14 protein-coding genes are annotated in these 18,575 nt (G+C 69.8%); 7 read left to right on the forward strand and 7 right to left on the reverse strand.

Annotated elements, in window-relative coordinates; translation table 11 throughout:
- Positions 1-45 precede the first annotated feature (45 nt).
- From JOD67_RS06920 to JOD67_RS06930, 3 genes are all read left to right on the forward strand, one after another.
- Positions 46-2,910, forward strand: a complete 2,865-nt coding sequence (locus JOD67_RS06920) for an alpha-glucuronidase family glycosyl hydrolase (protein WP_205116345.1) — start codon at positions 46-48, stop codon at positions 2,908-2,910.
- A gap of 79 nt (positions 2,911-2,989) precedes the next feature.
- Positions 2,990-3,556 carry a dihydrofolate reductase family protein gene (locus JOD67_RS06925; RefSeq protein ID WP_205116347.1) on the forward strand — a complete coding sequence of 189 codons (567 nt, stop codon included), beginning with the start codon at positions 2,990-2,992 and terminating at the stop codon, positions 3,554-3,556.
- A 16-nt stretch (positions 3,557-3,572) separates the two neighbouring features.
- A complete protein-coding gene (locus tag JOD67_RS06930) occupies positions 3,573-4,544 on the forward strand; it encodes a phosphotransferase family protein (protein WP_205116348.1) in 972 nt (323 codons plus the stop codon).
- Here JOD67_RS06930 and JOD67_RS06935 read toward each other — a convergent pair.
- On the reverse strand, positions 4,513-4,896 hold the full coding sequence (locus tag JOD67_RS06935) for a GntR family transcriptional regulator (RefSeq protein WP_239553754.1): 384 nt from the start codon (positions 4,894-4,896) through the stop codon (positions 4,513-4,515). The two genes, JOD67_RS06930 and JOD67_RS06935, sit on opposite strands and share 32 nt — an antisense overlap.
- Positions 4,886-5,701 (reverse strand): hypothetical protein, encoded by an 816-nt coding sequence (locus tag JOD67_RS06940; RefSeq protein ID WP_205116350.1) that lies wholly within the window; start codon positions 5,699-5,701, stop codon positions 4,886-4,888. The genes JOD67_RS06935 and JOD67_RS06940 overlap by 11 nt, the downstream gene beginning before the upstream one ends.
- Positions 5,702-5,773: 72 nt before the next feature.
- On the opposite strand from JOD67_RS06940, the gene JOD67_RS06945 reads away from it, so the two are divergent.
- The 3 genes from JOD67_RS06945 (at position 5,774) to JOD67_RS06955 (ending at position 8,840) form a co-directional block, all read left to right on the forward strand.
- Positions 5,774-6,313 carry a COG1361 family protein gene (locus JOD67_RS06945; RefSeq protein WP_205116352.1) on the forward strand — a complete coding sequence of 180 codons (540 nt, stop codon included), beginning with the start codon at positions 5,774-5,776 and terminating at the stop codon, positions 6,311-6,313.
- 164 nt (positions 6,314-6,477) lie between these two features.
- The gene (locus JOD67_RS06950) at positions 6,478-7,476 is read left to right on the forward strand and encodes a PLL family lectin (protein ID WP_205116354.1); all 999 of its coding nucleotides are present in this window, start codon (positions 6,478-6,480) and stop codon (positions 7,474-7,476) included.
- On the forward strand, positions 7,473-8,840 hold the full coding sequence (locus JOD67_RS06955) for a hypothetical protein (protein ID WP_205116356.1): 1,368 nt from the start codon (positions 7,473-7,475) through the stop codon (positions 8,838-8,840). Before JOD67_RS06950 ends, JOD67_RS06955 begins: the two co-directional genes overlap by 4 nt.
- A 172-nt stretch (positions 8,841-9,012) precedes the next feature.
- Here JOD67_RS06955 and JOD67_RS06960 read toward each other — a convergent pair whose 3' ends face one another.
- Positions 9,013-10,266: an HNH endonuclease signature motif containing protein gene (locus JOD67_RS06960; RefSeq protein ID WP_205116358.1), complete on the reverse strand. Its 1,254-nt coding sequence runs from the start codon at positions 10,264-10,266 to the stop codon at positions 9,013-9,015.
- Between the two features lie 1,053 nt (positions 10,267-11,319).
- A complete protein-coding gene (locus JOD67_RS06965) occupies positions 11,320-12,306 on the reverse strand; it encodes an ArsR/SmtB family transcription factor (RefSeq protein WP_205116360.1) in 987 nt (328 codons plus the stop codon).
- A gap of 162 nt (positions 12,307-12,468) precedes the next feature.
- On the opposite strand from JOD67_RS06965, the gene JOD67_RS06970 reads away from it, so the two are divergent.
- Positions 12,469-15,231 carry an AfsR/SARP family transcriptional regulator gene (locus tag JOD67_RS06970; RefSeq protein WP_205116362.1) on the forward strand — a complete coding sequence of 921 codons (2,763 nt, stop codon included), beginning with the start codon at positions 12,469-12,471 and terminating at the stop codon, positions 15,229-15,231.
- Here the strand turns inward: JOD67_RS06970 and JOD67_RS06975 are convergent.
- The 3 genes from JOD67_RS06975 to JOD67_RS06985 all read right to left on the reverse strand — a co-directional run bounded on the left by JOD67_RS06975 (position 15,224) and on the right by JOD67_RS06985 (position 18,556).
- Entirely contained in the window at positions 15,224-16,678 is a 1,455-nt protein-coding gene (locus JOD67_RS06975; RefSeq protein ID WP_205116364.1) for a glycoside hydrolase family 19 protein, read from the reverse strand. The genes JOD67_RS06970 and JOD67_RS06975 overlap by 8 nt on opposite strands.
- A gap of 97 nt (positions 16,679-16,775) precedes the next feature.
- Positions 16,776-18,122: a CHAP domain-containing protein gene (locus JOD67_RS06980; RefSeq protein WP_205116366.1), complete on the reverse strand. Its 1,347-nt coding sequence runs from the start codon at positions 18,120-18,122 to the stop codon at positions 16,776-16,778.
- Entirely contained in the window at positions 18,119-18,556 is a 438-nt protein-coding gene (locus JOD67_RS06985; RefSeq protein WP_205116368.1) for a hypothetical protein, read from the reverse strand. Before JOD67_RS06985 ends, JOD67_RS06980 begins: the two co-directional genes overlap by 4 nt.
- Positions 18,557-18,575: the final 19 nt, after the last annotated feature.

Consider the following 18,575-nt stretch of genomic DNA (forward strand, 5'->3'; position numbering starts at 1 on the left):
AGCCAACCGGCGAAGGACATCGTCGGCAGCACGGGAGGCTCGACGATGAATGCGAAGTGGACGCGCCGGCGACTCCTCGGCACCAGCGCGGCGGTCGCGGCAGGGACGTACCTCCTCGATCAGCAAGCGGCGTGGGCGGCGCTGACGACGTCCGCCGACGAGGACGGGCACGAGCTCTGGCTGCGGTACCGGCAGGTGGACGAACCCAGGTTGCTGGCGTCGTACCGGCGCGCGTTCACCCAGGTCGTCAAGGCGGGCGACGGCGTCCTCGCGTCGGCGCAGGCAGAGCTTGTCCGCGGCCTGTCCGGCCTGTTGGGTCGGTCGATCGGCGTCGTCGACGCTCCGACGAGGAGCGGCGCCGTCGTTCTCGGCACACCCGAGTCGTCGCCGATCGTTCGCTCGCACTGTCCGGCGGCAGAGCTGGAGAAGCTCGGTCCCGAGGGCTATGTCGTCCGTCGGGCACGGGTCGGCAAGGTCGACGTGGTGTTGGTCGCGAGCGCGGGCGAGCGCGGGGTGCTGTACGGCGCGTTCCACCTGCTGCGACTGCTGCAGACCCAGCGCGGCGTCGAGAAGCTGAATGTCGCCGAACGTCCGGCCAACCCGCTGCGGCTCGCCAACCACTGGGACAACCTCGACGGGAGCGTCGAACGCGGCTACTCGGGCACGTCGATCTTCCACTGGTACGACCTGCCGGAGATCAAGCCGCACTACGTCGAGTACGCCCGCGCGATGGCGTCCGTCGGCATCAACGCGACGGTCGTCAACAACGTCAACGCCAACGCGGAGTTCCTGTCCAGCGAGATGATCGAGAAGCTGGCGCCGCTGGCAGACACCTTGCGGGCTTGGGGAATCAAGCTTCAGCTGTCCGCCAACTTCGCTTCGCCGATGGTGCTCGACGGGCTGGAGACCGCGGACCCGTTCGACCCCGCCGTACGTACCTGGTGGCGGGACAAGGCGACCGAGATCTACACGCATATCCCCGACTTCGGCGGGTTCCTCGTCAAGGCGAACTCCGAGGGCCAGCCCGGACCGGTGGACTACGGCCGTACGCACGCCGACGGCGCCAACCTGCTGGCCGAGGCGCTCGAGCCGCACGGCGGAATCGTCATCTGGCGAGCGTTCGTCTGGCACGGACCGGAGACGTGGGCGGACGAGGCGTTCGAGACGTTCCAGCCGCTCGACGGGGAGTTCGCCGCCAACGCGCTAGTGCAGATCAAGAACGGTCCGATCGACTTCCAGGTCCGCGAGCCTGCGCACCCGCTCTTCGGAGCGCTGCCGCGGACGAACTCGATGATGGAGCTGCAGGTCACGCAGGAGTACACCGGCCAGTCGACCCATCTGTGCTACGCCGTTCCGCTGTGGAAGGAGGTCTATGACTTCGACACCCACGGGGCGGGGCCGGGCACGACGGTCGCCTCCGTCGTCGGTGGGACTGCCTTCGACTACGGCCACAGCGGCGTCGCGGGCGTGATGAACTTCGGCTCGAGCACGAACTGGACCGGCCACCATCTGGCGGCCGCCAACACGCACGGTTTCGGCCGGCTGGCGTGGAACCCTCAGCTCTCCGCGGAGCAGATCGCGGACGAGTGGGTACGCAGCACGTTCGGGTCGCACCGGTCGCTGGTCACCGTTCTGACCGGGATGTTGCTGCACTCGCGGGAGATCTACGAGTCGTACAACTCGCCGCTCGGCGCCGGCTTCGTGCAGGGCGGCGGCGACCACCTCGATCCGTGCGTGCGGTGCAACGAGCCGTGGCACCAGTCGGACGCCTCGGGCGTGGGCTTCGACCGTACGGTCGCGACCGGCACGGGGACGACGGGGCACTACTTCCCGGCGGTGACGTCGGTGTTCGAGTCGCTGGACACGTGCCCGGACGAGCTGCTGCTGTTCTTCCACCACGTTCCGTACACGCATCGGCTGCGGTCGGGGAAGACGGTGATCCAGCACATCTATGACTCGCACTTCTCGGGTCTGGAGAACGCGTCCCGGCTGCGGTCGCTGTGGCAGGGGTTGCGGCGGCAGGTGGATCCGCGGCGGCATCGCGAGGTGCTGGCGCGGTTCGACCGGCAGGTCGACCACGCCCGGCAGTGGCGGGACACGTTGGTGACGTACTGGTTCGAGAAGAGCCGGATCCTCGACCGGCGGCGGTCGTGGGTGCAGGCGCAGTTCGGGCCGATGTGGACGGTGCTCCACGAGTCGTCGCCTGCGCCGATGGAGCTGACGGTGGGGAACGCGACGTCGGGTGCGCTGTCGCTCGCGGTCGCTGTCGACGTGCCGGAGGGGTGGACGAGCGCGACGGTCGATGTCGACGTTCCGTCCCGCGAGCTCGTGCCGGTGTCGGTGCCGGTGCAGCCGGGTGGGCCGCCGGGGTACTTCTTGGTCGGCGTACGCATGGGTGCTCGGAAGGACGTGCTGGTCGACCCGATCGAGGTGCTCACCACCCCGGCCGCTTCGCGTTGCGTGCTGGCGTTGGACGCGGGTACGGCTGCGAGCCCGCTGCACGACGGCTACCGCAGGCTGACGCCTTCCGACGCGTGGAATGCGGAGGTCGGCTACGGCTGGGTCGGCACGGCGCCGGAGTCGCGCGACCGTACCGGCAACACCGACGCACTGCTGCGGGACTTCGTGAACGACAACGCGGCCAGCACCCTGCGCATCGCGGTGCCGGCAGGTGCGCACGACGCGTACCTCCTGGTCGGCGACGCCGACGTCCGCTCGTTCGCGACGTACGTCCGGGTCGACGGCAAGGTGGTCGCCGAGAGCCCGTTCCTGTTCCGCAACGACTTCGCCTGGCTGCACGTCCCCCTGGACGGCGGCGCGAGCGGGCGCTCGGTCGACCTGGAGCTGTCCAGCGCTCCCAACGAGCACTGGCATCTCGTCGCTCTCGCCCTCATCGCACAGAAAGGCTGAATTTCCTCTCGCTGGAATGTCGAGAACCTGACGCCAGCGCCGACTCCCTGGTGACGACCAACCACAGGGAGGAACCACCATGCGCAAGCTCATCTACTGGGTGCACACGTCGGTCGACGGGTTCGTCGACGGGCCGAACGGCGAGTTCGACTGGCCGGTGATGGGGCCGGAGGTGTCCGCCTACTCCGACGGCCTCGACCGGCGAGTCGACACGTTGCTGTTCGGCCGGCCGGTGTGGGAGATGATGGTCGGGTTCTGGCCGAACGCCGAAGCGATGTCCGACGACCCGCACGTCGCCGCGTTCGCACCGTTCTGGCGGGCGACTCCCAAGATCGTGTTCTCGCGCAGCTACCCGAGAGACGACTGGACCTCCCGCGTCATCAGCGACAACCTGCGGGCCGAGGTCACCGCGCTCAAGGCGGAGCCCGGTGCTGACCTGCTGCTCACCGGCGGGGCCAGCCTGGCGGCCGCGTTCACCGAGCTGGGGCTGATCGACGAGTACCACGTCGCCGTGCATCCCGTCGTTCTCGGCGGCGGCCGGAGGCTGTTCGCCGGCCCCGACCAGCGCATCGGGCTTCGACCGGTCGCGTCCCAGCTGCTCGACGGCCAGGTCGTCGTGACCCACTACGAACGGCCGGCTTCGTAGCGCAGATACTGACGGCGTGGGCGATGAGGCGCTGAGACGCGAAGAGGTCGTGCCGTTCCTGGCTGGGCGGCCGGGTTCGGCTGAGGAGTTGGAGCCGCTGTCGGGCGGGGCGTGGTCGTCGGCATGGGCCTACCGGGTGGGCGGCGAGGAGCTGGTGATCCGGTTCGGCCCGGAGGCGTCCTGGTACGAGGCCGACCGGATGGCGATGGCCTTCGCCAGCGCGGACCTGCCCGTGCCGGAGGTCCGGGAGGTGGGCACGACGCCGGCTGGGCGGGCGTATGCGATCTCGGTTCGCCACTACGGGACGTTCCTCGAGGACACTCCCGTGGAGCTGGCCGCTGCTGTCGCCCCCGCCCTGACGCGGTTGCTCGTCGCTCTCTACCGGGTGCCGTCCAGCCCTGAGCTGCCCGTGGCCTGGCACCAGACGGGCGAGTCACCCGGCACGTGGCGGGAGTACCTCCGCGCCGGCCTGGTCGACGATCCGAAGGCCGTCGTGCACGGCTGGAGCTCCGCTCTGGCTTCCGACAAGGAGCTGTCCACGCTGTCCTCGGCGGTGAGCGAGCGCATCCACGCCCTGGTGGACGCCTGCCCCGAACGTCGGGACCTGATCCACGGCGATCTGCTGCACGGCAACGTGCTGGTCAGTCCGGTCACCCACCGGATCGAGGCGGTGCTGTCGTGGAAGTGTTCGGTCCGCGGTGACTTCCTCTTCGACGCCGCCTGGTGCAGCTTCTGGTCCTCGTTCCACCCGGGGATCGCCGCCGCCGATCCGCTGTCCGGTCTGCTGGGGGCCTTGCGGAACGAGCACAGCGCCCTCGTCGACGCCGCCGCGCGCCATCATTGCTACGAGCTGCACATCGGCTACACCCACCTGGGCTGGAACATCTGGACCGGCAACGTCGAAGCCCTCGCCGGCACCGCACGGCGCCTCGCCGAGGTCCTCGAGCGCGGTCCCCTCACGCTTCCAGCTGCCGGCGGGCGGTCGTGACGGCTGCTTCGATGTCCACGCCGAGCTCTCGTACCGCCGCCGCGTACGCGCGGGCCGCGTCGGCGAGGCGTTCCTGGCGGGCTTGCTCGGACAGCTCGGGAACCCCACGTACGACGGTGCCCTGCCCGACGCGCCCGCGGATGTAGCCGGCGGCCTCGAGCTCCCGATAGGCCCGCGCGACCGTTCCGGACGCGATGCCGAGGTCGCGCGCGAGCTGCCGGATGCTCGGCAGCGTGGCGCCGACGCCGAGGACACCGGCGACGATGAGAGCCGCGATCTGGCTGCGCAGCTGCTCGTACGGCGGCGCGGCCGCGTCGGGGTCGATCTCGACGATCACGTCCTCACCCGGCATGCGTCACCGTTCGCCGGAGTCGGCGGGAACGTACGCGGATCACGAACCAGGCAACGGGAACGGCGGCGAGCACGGCGAACGACAGAACGGCGAAGGTCCAGGACAACGGTTGCGGGAGATCGCTGCTCAGCTTGATGCGCCACATGACGTCCGCGGACACGAGGCAGAGCAGGGCCAGCGACGCGCCGCTGATCGACTGGAGCGAGCTCGCACGGATCGCGTCGTCGGCAGCGCGCAGCGCCTCGGCCACCACGGGCTGTGGTCGCTGCACGATCGCGCGCCGCGAGATCCACAGGATCGTGACCACTCCGATCATGGCCACGAGGTGCGGAATCAGCTGCTCAGGTTGGAGATCGGCGCTTGGCCAGAGGAGGTAGCCGATCCCCTGGAGGGCGAGGACGGCGAGAACGAGGAGCGGGCCCCAGCTGGCTCCCCAGGTCACGTAGTCTCCGCTCCGCCGTACTGAGAGGGTCGCTCGACGCGGACCGTTTGGCACCTGCGTCCGAAAGGTGATGGCCAGCTCCACCGCCACCGCGCCGGCCAGGTAGCCGCCAAGACCCCAACCGACGAACTCGCCAGGAAGGGCGAACCAGCCGCCGACCAGCCATCCCGCCGCCCCACCGACGGTCCGCCAGCGAGCGACCCTCGCCAGGTAGTCCACCAGGATCGGCCCGTTCTCGGCCGTGACGACGACGCCGTGGGCGGACGCGAAGCTGGCGACCCGTTGCCTCGACACCGGGCCGAATCCGTACAGCAGCGCGGCCGTCGGAACGAGGAACCACCACAGGAGCCAAACCGGGTCCATCGCGCCTCCCAGGTTGCAGTCGAGCGGTAAGTGTATCAATATGTTGACACACTTAGTTCATTGGAGGCGACCGTGATCAGTCAGGAAGTCTGGGCCGCGATCCCGCCTCGCCACTCCCCTCGCCGCCACCTTGTCCAGGCGCTGGTCATCGTCGCGGTCATGATCGCGCTGGCGGTGACGGCTTGGTGGAGCGGCGCCGCCACCGCGCGTCTCAGCGCGACTCCGGTAGCGGTCGAGCCCGGCGCCCCTGGCCAGGTACTGATCCGGGTCGAGCTGCGCAACGACGGACAGGTCGCCGCCAGGCCGTCGTCGTTCACGTCCGAATCCACCCCGCCGGTCCGCGGTGTCGAGCCCCACGCCACCCCGATACCGGAATCGCTCTCCGACGCGGAGTCCGTGCGGCACCTCCCCGCTGGATGGACGCTCCGCGGCCGCGAGACCCGAGCGATGACGCTGGACCTCCGCATCGCATGCGACGCACCGCCACCCAAGTGGAGACTGCGGATGGTCACGTACGTCCGCGGCAACGGCAGCGAGGTCGACGTGTCCTGGATCGACGACAAGCTCCCCGACTGGCGCACCCGCGCCCTCACCGCCGCCTGTCCTGAGTGACCCCTGAACTCCCTTGTCTGCTTGGCGAAATGGCGCCGTGCTGGCGCGGTGATGGCGTGGGCACGTGAGACGGTTCGCGTACGTGAGAAGGCCTTGACGTGCAACGCAAGGGCCGCTGACGATCACCGCCACCGTGTCTCACGACTGGAGGGGGAGTCCATCGCATGCCCGTCGACATCCAGCTCACCTGCACGCCGCCGGACCTGTCCTGCCCGCCGTCGCCGAACGTTCCTGAGCTCCCGAACGACTCACCCCGCCCGCCCGCGCCGACGCGGGCGACGGAGGAGATCACGCTCGACGTGTTCGCCCGCGGTGCGGACAACCAGCTCTACCACCGGTGGTGGGTCGCCGGGAAGCCGTGGACGTGCTGGCAGAGCCTGCGCGGCGAGCTCGCGTCCGGGGCGGGCGTCGCCTCGCACGGCGCCGGCATCCTGCATCTCGGCGTGCTCGGTACGGACAGCCGGATCTACGATCGCGCGTTCGTCAACTCCGGCTACCTCGGCGCCGGCTGGTCGAACTGGGCCGCGCTCGGCACCGGCACGTTCCGCTCCGCCCCCGCCGCCGCCTCGTGGGGCAGCGACCACTTCGCGATGTTCGCGCGCGGCGCCGACGACCGCATCCACCAGAACCTGTTCCGCTTCGGTGGCGGCGGCTGGACCGACTGGCAGCCGTTCCCGGGCGACACGCAGACGTTCACCGGGGCTCCCGCGGCGGTGTCGTACGAGCCGCAACGGCTGCACGTCTTCGCCAAGGGCACCGACAACCTCATCTATGACAAGCACACCTTGCCCACCGGCGGCTGGAGCCCGTGGACTGCGTTGGGCACGCGCACGTTCCACTCCGGACCCGCCGCGGTGTCGTGGGGACCGAGGCACCTCGAGGTCTTCGCGGTCGACCTGAACGACCGGAAGATGTGGCACAACTGGTTCGTCTTCGGCGTCGGCTGGCACGGCTGGGCCGCGTTCGACGGCGCCCAGACGTTCACCGAGGCGCCGGCAGCGGGCACACATGCGTTCGAGAAGCTGAACCTCTACGCGCTCGGCACCGACGGCCGGATCTGGGAACGTTTCCACAACGGCGGCGGATCCTGGAGTCCGTGGGCACCGACCGGCGACCAGCAGTTCACCTCCGCCCCGGCGAGCGCCTCCTGGAGCAACCGATGACCGACGACAGCACCCTCAGCCGCCGCGGCCTGTTGCGCCTGACAGCCGGCGCCGCCGGCGTGGCCGCGTTGCCGAACCTGCTCACCCCAACACCCGCGTCGGCGTCCGGGCCCGCGTACGTCGACGACCTCGCAGCACCCGCCATCGCGCCGAACATCCTCGCCGACGACGTGTACCCGATCGGTCTGTTCTGGCCGCCGCCGCGCAAGCAGACAACGGAGTTCAGGTACGAGCAGATCGCCAACTGCGGGATCAACGTGGTCTCCGGCGGCAACGACATGGTGAACATGCCCGCCAACACGAAGATGCTGCAGATGGCCGCGCACGCGGGACTGCGCGCATTGCCGATCGACAACCGGATCACGCACGCGACTCCCTGCCCTGGTTGGGAGAACGCCGTGCGACAGACCGTCGCGGAGTACCAGGCCTACCCGGCGTTCGCGGGCTTCCTCGTTCACGACGAGCCGAACCCGATCCACTACCCGCGGCTGCGGATGATCACCGACCTGCTGGCCGCGACCGCGCCGGACAAGCTGGGCTTCATCAACCTGGTGCCGTTCTACACGACGCCGCAGGACGGGGCGTACCAGGAGTTCCTGCGGCGGTACGTCGAGCAGATCGACCCGTCGGTGGTGTCGTACGACCACTACCCGTTGCTGACCGACAACACGATCCGGCCGACGTTCTTCGTCAACCACAGAAGGATCCGCGAGGCCGGTCTGCGCTCCGGCCGGCCCACGTGGGTGTACGTGAACACGGTGCAGCACGGGGTGATGAAGCAGCCGACCCAGGCCGAGCTCGGGTGGCAGGTCAATGTGGCGCTTGCCTATGGCTGCAAGGGGATTCAGTACTTTACGTACTGGACGCCGGAGAACCGGCCGGACCACTTCTTCCACGAGGCGCTGATCCGCAAGAGCGGTTGCCCATCCGCGGTGTACGGGTGGGCTTGGGAGCTCAACCGGTGCCATCTGCAGCCGGTCGGGCGGGAGCTGAAGCACCTGGTGAGCCACGCCGCTGTGCACGCGAACGAAGCGACGCTGCCGTTCGGCACCGAGCGATTCACCGCGGCGGGCTCGGACGTGCTGAGTGCGACGTCGGGCTCCGCGGTCGTGCTGGGCGAGTTCCGTTCGGAGCCAGTCAACAACACCCGTTGGCTCTTCGTCGCGAACCGCTCGTACACGGCCGCTGCCAACGCGCGGTTGACGATCAAGCCGGAGGTGGACTCGGTGGGTACGTTCGTCGCCACCTCGGCGACGTACCAGCCGACCCTGTTGATCGGGACGCCAGCCGGCCAGGCGTTCGACGTGACCATCCCACCGGGAGGGGGCAAGCTGTTCCGCCTCGCGCTCACCCCACCGGCGTGACGAGGCATCGCGGCAGCCGAGGGAAGCTTCGACCAGCCACGGTCCGATGGCTCACCCGAAGCACCATCGTCGTGGGGCTCGCCATGGCATTCATCGCGGGCCCCACGTTCACCCTGTCCGCCGGCGCGATCCTGCTGGCCGGAGCAGCACTCCGCCGGCCCCGGCCGCTGCTCTAGGCGGCTGGGGTGAGGCGGTGGTTGCGGAGTGGTTGTTGGTGGGGGTCGATCCAGTCGGGGGGTAAGAACTCGGGTAAGCCGTCTCTGGCGATTTGGACTTGCCAGGCGCCTTGGTGGATGAGGCGGTGGTGGTAGCCGCAGAGCAGTACGCCGTTGTCGCGGGTGGTGGGTCCGCCCTTACTCCACGGGACCACGTGGTGGGCGTGGCACCAGCCGGGTGGGCGGTCGCAGCCGGGGAAGGCGCAGCCGCCGTCGCGGAGTTCGAGGATGCGGCGCAGCTTGCCTTGGAAGAGTCGTTGCTGGGTGTCGGTCAAGATGGTGACTCTGCCGGGCTGGTCCTCGGGCTTCACGAGGTAGGTGCGGTCCGCCTCACACATCAGCTGCTCGACAAGTTTGCGGGACAGCTCGATCCCGGTGTGCAAAGTCCGTCCACCAGTCTGGGTGACGGTGACGACCAGCTGGGTCGGGTTCCCACCATGAGAGGGCACCAACCGCTCGGCCAACAGCCGCCGGCAGGCCTCATCCAATGCATCCACATTGCGCTGTTCGGGGAACCGGGTATCGCGGCCGTCGGGTCCAGGCTGCGGCGCCGCCAACGGATCGAGAACCAGCTTGAGGCGTTCCCCGACCACCTTCGGCAGCCGGGCGGTGACCCGCCACGTCCCCGACGACTCGTCGAAGGACATACGCAGGAACCGATCCCGTTCGGCGCTGGCCTCTTCCTGTTTGAGCTTCAGTTCCAACACTTGGTCGGCAAGATCGGGAGCGACGGTCTCCAAGAGCCTGTTCCCGACCTTCGACAAGACTTTGGGGTCGAAGGCGGCGGCATTCTTCAGCAGGGTCGCCTCCACCTCGGAGCGGAGTTCCGGGGTGGCGATGTGGGAGGGCAGCATCGTCACGACCCGGGAGATCACTCGTGCGTGCGGAACAGAAATCTCGCCCTCAGCCAACGCTCGCGCGGTCGCAGGAAGCTCAGCGTCGAGGTGGCTGGCCAGCTTCACCATCGCCCCCGCCTCAGCCGAAGGAACACGAAGGACGCCGGCAACCCACTGCGCCGTGTTCGCCGCACCCGCCGACACGGCGAGGTTCCGGGCGTCGGCCTCGCGGATCAGCTCGAGCCGGCGGGCTTCGTGCCGGTGGAGGGCGGCCTGGTTGTCGAGGAGTGCGGTGGCGAGGTCGGCGTCGGACATCGACCACGCAGCCACACCATCGGCGGTGCCGATGGTGTTCGAGCAAGTGGTCGATTCCATAGCACAATTCTACCAGCCGAATCAGGCTAATGCCCAACCCGGCAAGGGAAATCCTCGGCATCATCCGACACCACAAGAAGCCGGGCTCCACAAGCGACGCAAGCACGGCAGCAGACCGAAAGCGCAGGCAGGCCTTGCCCGGGGAACTGTTCCGGGGGCAGGGGCGGCGCGTATGAAACTGGTGGCCGGGCCGGGGCGAGTCAAGGGCCGCTCCGCGGTCGCGAAGCGACGTCGCCCCCTCTGCGAAGCCGCCGCGGCGCCCTTGACGCGCCCCGGACCGGCCACCACAATCGACCGCCGCCACAGCCCGACCAGTCAATTGACCAAGCACAGTTGGGCAAAGCAACAGAGGACAGTACACCCCCAAAGGGGGATGGTGAAGAGGATGGGAATAGCGGGCTAGGACTTGCGGGAGCGTGGGGCGGAGTGACGGTCGAGCGGTACGCAAGGCGGCGGGCAGTTGGTGAAGTGGCGGCCCGGTGGGTGAAGTGGCGGCCCGGTAGGTGAAGTGACGGGCAGGTGGGTGAAGTGACGGCGGCCAGGTGGGTGAAGTGGCGGCCCGGTGTGTGAAGTGGCGGCGGCCCGGTGTGTGAAGTGGCGGCGGCCAGGTGGGTGAAGTGGCGGCCCGGTAGGTGAAGTGGCGGCCCGGTAGGTGAAGTGGCGGCCCGGTAGGTGAAGTGGCGGCCCGGTAGGTGAAGTGGCGGCCCGGTAGGTGAAGTGACGGGCAGGTAAGTGAAGCGGCGGCGGCCCGGTGGGCGAAGCGACGGCGGCACGGTGGGCGAAGCGACGGCGGCCCGGTGGGCGAAGCGACGGCGGCCCGGTAGGTGAAGTGACAACCGGTGGCTGAAGTGTCGTAGTGCGGGACTAGCCATGGATGGGCGAGATGGCCGCAAGATGCGGCGGCGCGAGGCGACGCCCTGGTCCGGATCCCAGACCGGCCTCCACAAGAGCGACCCGATCCGCACCGAACCCGCCCCAGCCGCCCACCCAGAAGTCAGCAAAGGCCGCCCCAGACCGAGCCGGCCAAGCGAGCAAACGCCGTCGAGAAGCCAGTCAGACACGCACCCGCGAGGCATCCAGCAGGTGCCGGCCGAGGTCGGAGGCTTGGTGCAGCACGGCCTTGCCCTGGCGGGAGCTGGTGACCAGGCCGGCGTCGCGGAGCACCTTGGCCTGTTGGCTCGCGGTCGGTACGGACGTGTCGAGCCGACCGGCGAGCTCGGTCGTGCTGAGCCCGTGCTCGGACAGCACCTCCAACATCCGCGCGCGGGTGGGGCCGAAGAGCTGGCTCAGCGACGAAGGCTCGAGCCGTGGATCCTGCTCCGTACACCAGCCAGGCAGCAGGTCGAGCGGGTACGACACGACCAGCGGATGATCGGGGAGCCGCAGGATCGTGACGTCGTCCTCCGCGAAGAACGACGGCAGCAGCATCAGGCCCTGACCCTCGAGGTAGATGTCCTGCGGCTCACCCAGCTGCCCGGCGAGCAGCACCGGCGATCGCCAGCGCAGTTCCCGCGAGGCGCTGGCCAACAACCGTTCGACACCGCCGGACACGAGCAGCCGCGTGGTGCGGGCGAGCTCCTCGTCCACCTGCCGCGCGATCGCAGCCCAGTACGGGGCGAGGGCCGTGTCGAAGTACGCGACCATCGCCCGGCCGAGCGCGTGCAGCGACGGTCGCCGCCCCGCGGCCAGGTCGCCGGTCCAGGAGGGGAGCCGACCGTTGCCGGCGAGCTTGGTCAGGTCGCGCGAGAACGCCCTGCGTGGCGTCCGGAGCACGGTGTCGACGCCGTCGCGGAACGACGTCGTCCCGGCTGCCGGCGTGAGGAAGTCCACCGCGTACCCGACCATCGGCGCGAGCGTCGACAGGACGTCGAGCTGAGGTCCGGGCATGCGTTTGCAGCGATGCCGCCACCGTCCGTAGACCAGCTCGCCCGTGGTCCCGGTGGCGACCTGGACGCTGTGCATCAGCTCCCACATCGGATCCGCACCGGTCGCGAGCCGCACGCGGGCGAGGTCGTCGGCGGTGAGATGGATCCGCCACATCGGTTGCTCCTCTCCCTGGCCGGGATCGGGGACCGCGACGGTACGGAACCCCTCTGTCAGTCCTCTGTCACTCGCCTGCCGAGACGCCGACTGCGCATGATCCGGACGTTTCGGTACGGTCGGACCGCTCCGCGGGCGGCTTCGCTGCGAATGGGGGTGCGGATGAGCCCACCGGCCGTGTCCATCGGCCTGCTCGGACCGCTGGACGTCCGCGTCGCGGGCGACCAGGTCGACGTTCCGCGCGGCCGCGTCCGGGTCCTGCTCGCCGTCCTGGCCCTCTCCGCCGGTGAGTCCGTGACCGCCGACGCGCTGGCCGAGCGGATCTGGGGTGAACACCTGCCCGAGAACGTCCGCGGCAGCCTGCACACGCTGGTGATGCGGCTGCGACGGATCCTCGGAGCCGACCGCGTTGCCACGTCAGCGGGTGGCTACCTGCTCGACGTCGCCGCCGACGCGGTGGACGCGACCCGGTTCGGGCGGCTGCTCGACCGTGCCGACGCTGGCGCCAACGAGGAACGAGCGCTGCTCGGCGAGGCGCTCGGGTTGTGGCGCGGCGAGCCGTTCGAGGGAACGGCGTCGGACTGGCTGACCCGGTTCGAGGCGCCCGCGCTGGTCGACCGCCGCCTGCGGTCGGCCGAACGCCTGGCCGACCTCGACCTGGCGGTCGGCCGAGCGGCGGACGTGGTCGCCGACCTGCGCGCACTGGTGCGCGAGCAACCCCTCCGCGAGTCGCTGTGGGCGAGGCTGCTCACCGGCCTTGACCGCGCCGGGCGCCCGGCGGAGGCGCTGGCGGAGTACGAGCAGGTCCGCACGGCTCTCGCGCGTGAGCTCGGCGTCGCACCGGGCGCCGTGCTCCAACGGATGCAGGCCGACCTGCTCGACGGCGTGCCCCTGGCGGCCACCGGCACGCCGGAACGCCACCCGGCGCCGGTGCCGGTGCCCTCGCAGCTGCCGGCGGACGTCGACGACTTCGCGGGTCGCGGCCAGGCCCTCGGCACGCTGGACGAGCTGCTGGCCCGTTCGGACCCGCCCCTGATTGTGGTGCACGGCACCGGCGGCGTCGGGAAGACCGCGCTCGTGGTGCACTGGGCGCGGCGCGCGATCGACGCGTTCCCGGACGGACAGCTCTACCTCGACCTGCGTGGCTACGGTCCCGGCGAGCCGATGGAGCCGGCCGATGCCCTCGACCTGATGCTGCGCGGGCTCGGCGTCGCGGCCGAGCGGTTGCCGCAGGACGCGGACGCCCGCAGCGCGCTGCTGCGTACGACCCTGTCCGGAAGGCGCGTGCTGGTCGTTCTCGACAACGCTCGGGACGCCGACCAGGTCCGTCCGATGCTGCCGGGGACCGGCGCGGTGGTGATCGTGACCAGCCGAAGCCAGATGCGCGGCCTCGCGGCACGGGAGCAGGCCCACCGGATCGACCTGGACGTCCTCCCGGCCGAGGACGCGCGGGCGTTCCTCGCCGAACGGTTGAAGCACCAACAGGTGAAGTGCGCCGACGACGCGCTCGCGGAGCTGGCGGACCTGTGCGGCTACCTGCCGTTGGCGCTCACCGTGGCGGCCGAACGCGCCGGCCGGTACCCCACCAGCCCGCTCGCCGCACTGATCGACGAGCTTCGCGACGAACGTTCCCGCCTCGACGTGCTCGAGACCGGCACAGATCTGTCCACCAGCCTGCGGGCCGCGATGTCGTGGTCGTACCGCGCGCTGGAGGCCGACGCCGCGCGACTGTTCCGCCTCCTCGGCCTGCATCCGGGTACGGACATCGGCGCACCCGCCGCGGCAGCGCTCGCCGGCGCCGATCGTCGTGTCGCCGCCCGGTTGCTCGACAGGCTGGCCGAGACCCATCTGGTCGGCTCGCCGCGACCCGGGCGGTACGCGATGCACGACCTCGTCCGCGCGTACGCCGCCGAGCGCGTGGCTCGCGACGATCCAGACGATGAACGCGACGAGGCGGTGCGGCGGCTCTACCGGTGGTACGCGCGGACCTCGTCGTCGGCGAGCGTGGCGATCTGGGGGCCGCAGGCCGGCGAGGTCGGCCTCGACGCGGCCTCGTTCAGCGACGAGTTGCAGGGCATGTCGTGGTTCGACACCGAGCGGCTCAACCTGGTCGCGGTGACCGTCGCGGCCGACCGGGTCGGCGCGCATGCCGACGTGGTGAGCCTGGTCCGGTCGATGTCGATCTACCTCGATCTCAGCCGGGCACCCGTGGAGATCGAGCCGCTGCAGGAGCTCGCGCTCGCGGCCGCACGGGCGGACGGCGACGAGCTCGCCGAGGCGCAGATCCTCATCCAGCTGGGGAGAATCCACGACCGGCTGGGGAGACCAGAGCTCGCGCAGCCACACTTCGAGTCCGCGTTGCACCTTCTCCGTACGCACGGCGACGTGACCGGGCAGTGCGCCGCGCTGGGGAACCTCGCGATCACGCACCGCGCGGGCGGCCGGTACGAGCAGGCGATCTCCCTTCTGGAGCAGGCGATCGACCTCGCCGGCAAGCACGGGTTGACGGACCGCGCGGCTGCGTCGTTGAACACGTTGGCTGCGGTGTATCTCGACGACCACAGGGTTGACGACGCTCGGGTAGCCATCACCGAGTCGGTACGACTATGGCGCAAGGCCGGGTTGACACTGCGCGAGGGGATCGCGATCGACACGCTCGGGTCGGTCCACCACGCGGGCGGCGACCACGTTCTCGCCATCGGTTCGTACGCGGAAGCGGCGGAGATCTTCCGCGGGCTCAGCAGTGTGTGGTGGTTGGCGTACACGCTGCGGAACGCCGGACACGCGCAACTCGCCGCGGGCGACCGGACGGCCGCCGCGGCGAGTTGGCAGGAGGCGTTGCGGATCGTGGACGAGCTCGGCGCCGAGGGGAACGCCGAGCTGTCGCGTTCGGAGCTCCTCGAGGCACTGGAGTCGGTCAGGTAGTGCACTCCACCGACGTCGGCATCGATCCCGTCAGCACCTTGTAGGCGTTCTTGAAGTCACGGCACCGTTCGGCGACCTCCGGGTGGCTCGGGTCGGAGCTGCCGAAGAACCCGATCTGTACGTTGACCATGCCCATGTCGTGCCGGTCCGCGTAGCGGTTCGTGTTCGGCCGTGCCTTCGTCCAGTACCAGCGGGAGATCTTGTCGCTCCACGCGAGCGTCGCCGCGCGGCTCGGGTTGCCGAGCAGGTCCGTTCCGAGGGCGTTGCCGGCGCCGCGGTAGTTGAAGTCTCCGGTCAGCTGGATGAACCCGCGCCCGCGGTAGGTCGACGATCCGTTCTGCGCGGCCGCGTAGTTGACGGTCGACTCGTTCACGACCGTGGCGAGGAACGCCGCCTTGCGTGCGGGGGTCGTGATGTGACCGGCCTGCATCTCGCGGATCAGTCCGGGCAGCCCGGTCTCGACGACGGCCCGGCTCGCGACCTTCGCGCCGAACATCGCGTGCAGCTGGTCGTACGTCACCGCGGCGCTGCCACCGGGAGAGGAGTCGATGCCGCATTCCGCGGGCGGCGTCGTCACGGGCAGGTTCGGAGTGTGGTGCGTGGTGGAGATGGTCTGGTGCGGCGTGATCTTGGTGTCGGTCTGGCGGGTGGGCAGGGTGACGAGGTGGCGCCAGGTGTTGGTGGGGGTGTCCCGGACGAGGAGACCGGCGCCGGGGGACGTGATCGCGGCCTGGCTCCAGCCCGACGTACGAATGGTGGTGATCGTGGCGGTGAAACCGCCGCCCTGGGTGGTGACGTCGGCGGCGCGCAACGTGCCGCTGGTGTCGGTGTAGAAGAGCTCCTGGTCGTTGCCGGCGTTCGACCACAGGGCGAGGGGATAGCCGATGGTCTTCACCAGCGCCGTCTTCTTGGGGCGCTGGGTGGCCGTGACGCCAGTGGCGATGTAGAGGTTGCCGCCCTTGGTGCCGTAGAGGCGGCGGCCGTCGGAGGTGAGGCGGCTGTAGTCGTACGGCCCGGGCTTGGCCGGGTCGCCGGTGTGGAGGTTCTTCGTGGACGTGATGGCGGCCTTGCCGGTGCTGAAGTTGTAGAGGCGCAGCCCGCCGTCCCGGTCGGTGACGAAGAGCTGGACGACGCCCTTGGCGGAGTCGTGGGCGGCGACGGCGAGGGCCGGCCTGGCGGCGTTGAACGTGTAGATCTTGCGCCATCCGTAGACGGTGGGCTTGGTGGAAGCCGGTCCGGAGATCGAGCTGTACCAGAGCTCCTTGCCGTTGCCGCGCAGCTGGAACAGTCGCGCAGCGGCGTCGCCACACGTCACTTTGTCGTACGGCGTCGCCGCGTGTGCCTGACCGCGGGTGGGTGCGGTGCCGGCGTCGGCGGCGATCCCGAGCCCTGCCGCCAGGGCGATGGTCACGATGCCGGCGACTGCCTGGCCGAGTCTTCTGCTCATCGGGAAAGGTCTCCTGGAGATGGGTACGTCGGCGGTGGGAGCTCGGACCGGTCGCCCACTCCCCCTGCGTGGTGGGCGACCGGTCGTTGGATCGAGCTCAGTCGATCCGGATGTAGAACTGGCTGTACGTCGTGTTCCTGGGGTGGACGTCGCGGTGCACCGACGCGGTGCCGCTGCCCCAGTTGCCTTCGAGCGTGTAGATGTTGCCGTTCGCGCCGACGCGGTCGACGATGCCGATGTGGGAGTTGCCGGGGCGGAAGTCCCCGTTGCCGTCCCAGTCGAACGCGATGAGGTCACCGGCCCGCGGCGTGGTCACCCGTCGCAGGCCGCTGCGGCCCTCTCGTGCGGCGATCACCCACTGCTGAACGGCGAGATGCTTGAAGCTCGTCACCCCAGCCTTGTGGTTGGTCACCCAACTCACGAAGCCCGCACACCACGGTGTCGTCACGGTGTGCTCACTCGGCCAGGCCCACGCGAGGTACTTGTCGGCCTCGGGCCCTTCCTCGGTGCCGAGCTCGGCGCGGGCGATCGAGACGACGTTGGACGTCGTCCTCGGCGCGCAGCTGTCCGGCGGAGTCGTGAGCGGAGGGTTGGGCGTGTGGTGGGTGGTAGAGATCGTCTGGTGCGGCGTGATGGGCGTGCTGGTCGCCTTGGTGGGAAGGGTGATGAGGTGGCGCCAGGTGTTGGTGGGCGTGTCCCGGACGAGGAGTCCGCCGCCCGGTGAGGTGATCGCGGCCTGCTTCCAGCCGCTGCCACGGACGGTGGTGATCGCGGCCGTGAACCCGCTGCCCTTGGTGGTGATGTCGACGGCGCGGAGGACTCCGGCGCTGTCGGTGTAGAGGAGCTCCTGGTCGTTGCCGGCGTTCGACCACAGGGCGAGCGGATAGCCGATCGTCTTGACGGTGGCGGACTTCTCCGGGCGCCGGACCGTGGTGACGCCGGTCATCAGGTGGAGTTGGCCACCCTTGGTGCCGTAGAGGCGGCGGCCGTCGGACGTGAGCCGGCTGAAGTCGTACGGTCCGGGCTTGGCCGGGTTGCCGGTGTGCAGGTTCCTGGTCGAGCCGATGGTGGCCTTGGCGGTGTCGAAGTTGTAGACGCGCAGGCCGCCGTCCCGGTCGGTGACGAAGAGCTTGACGACACCCTTCACCGTCGCGTGGGCCGCGACCGCGAGGGCCGGCCTGGTGGTGCTGAACGTGTAGACCTTGCGCCATCCGTAGACAACGGGCTTGGCGGCGGCAGGCCCGGAGATCGAGCTGTACCAGAGCTCCTTGCCGTTGCCGCGCAGCTGGAACAACCGCGCAGCGGCGTCGCCACACGTCACCTGGTCGTACGGCGTCGCCGCCTCCGCGACGGGATCGCCGGCGACCGGCGTCGCGAGGACACCAGCCGCGCACGCGGCGATCGCGGACAGCCCCGCGAGCAGTGTTCTTGTCAGCTTCCTCATGAGGCGTTCACCCACGTCATCCAGAGATTCGCCAATGGGTCTTGAAGGATCTTGTCGGTGGCGGGAATCTGAACGCCGGTCTTCGCCGAGTAGAAGCGAACGACGGTGCGTCCGACTCCACCGGAGGCACCGGCGAGAATCCCCTTCTTGGACAGGGTTTCGTCCTCCTCGGCGGTGACGGAGACGACCGCGCCGCGCGGAGCCGAGGTGATGACCAGATCGCCGTTCGTGGCGACGGCCAACGACGTCGCGCCAGTGCACTTGTGCGTCGCGTTCGCGTGGATGACGGGGCCGTTCGCGGTGAAGCGGATCGCACAGCCGGTCACTGCGGTACCGGCTTGGGTGTCGGCGTGTACGCCTACGCCGGCGACCAGTGCGCTACCCAGCAGGGCAGCAGACGCGCCCGCGACGGCGAATCGCTTGTGTGTACTCATCATCTTCCCGTTCCGCCGA

The sequence above is a fragment of the Tenggerimyces flavus genome (assembly GCF_016907715.1).
GTDB classification, from domain to species: Bacteria; Actinomycetota; Actinomycetes; order Propionibacteriales; family Actinopolymorphaceae; genus Tenggerimyces; species Tenggerimyces flavus.

Coding starts and splice junctions, on each gene's coding strand:
- JOD67_RS06965 (WP_205116360.1), bottom strand. CDS start 12,306: ATGTGGCGGATCCATCTCACCGCCGACGACCTCGCCCGCGTGCGGCTC.
- JOD67_RS06975 (WP_205116364.1), bottom strand. CDS start 16,678: ATGAGCAGAAGACTCGGCCAGGCAGTCGCCGGCATCGTGACCATCGCC.
- JOD67_RS06950 (WP_205116354.1), top strand. CDS start 6,478: ATGCCCGTCGACATCCAGCTCACCTGCACGCCGCCGGACCTGTCCTGC.
- JOD67_RS06960 (WP_205116358.1), bottom strand. CDS start 10,266: ATGGAATCGACCACTTGCTCGAACACCATCGGCACCGCCGATGGTGTG.
- JOD67_RS06920 (WP_205116345.1), top strand. CDS start 46: ATGAATGCGAAGTGGACGCGCCGGCGACTCCTCGGCACCAGCGCGGCG.
- JOD67_RS06925 (WP_205116347.1), top strand. CDS start 2,990: ATGCGCAAGCTCATCTACTGGGTGCACACGTCGGTCGACGGGTTCGTC.
- JOD67_RS06935 (WP_239553754.1), bottom strand. CDS start 4,896: ATGCCGGGTGAGGACGTGATCGTCGAGATCGACCCCGACGCGGCCGCG.
- JOD67_RS06955 (WP_205116356.1), top strand. CDS start 7,473: ATGACCGACGACAGCACCCTCAGCCGCCGCGGCCTGTTGCGCCTGACA.
- JOD67_RS06980 (WP_205116366.1), bottom strand. CDS start 18,122: ATGAGGAAGCTGACAAGAACACTGCTCGCGGGGCTGTCCGCGATCGCC.
- JOD67_RS06970 (WP_205116362.1), top strand. CDS start 12,469: ATGAGCCCACCGGCCGTGTCCATCGGCCTGCTCGGACCGCTGGACGTC.
- JOD67_RS06985 (WP_205116368.1), bottom strand. CDS start 18,556: ATGAGTACACACAAGCGATTCGCCGTCGCGGGCGCGTCTGCTGCCCTG.
- JOD67_RS06940 (WP_205116350.1), bottom strand. CDS start 5,701: ATGGACCCGGTTTGGCTCCTGTGGTGGTTCCTCGTTCCGACGGCCGCG.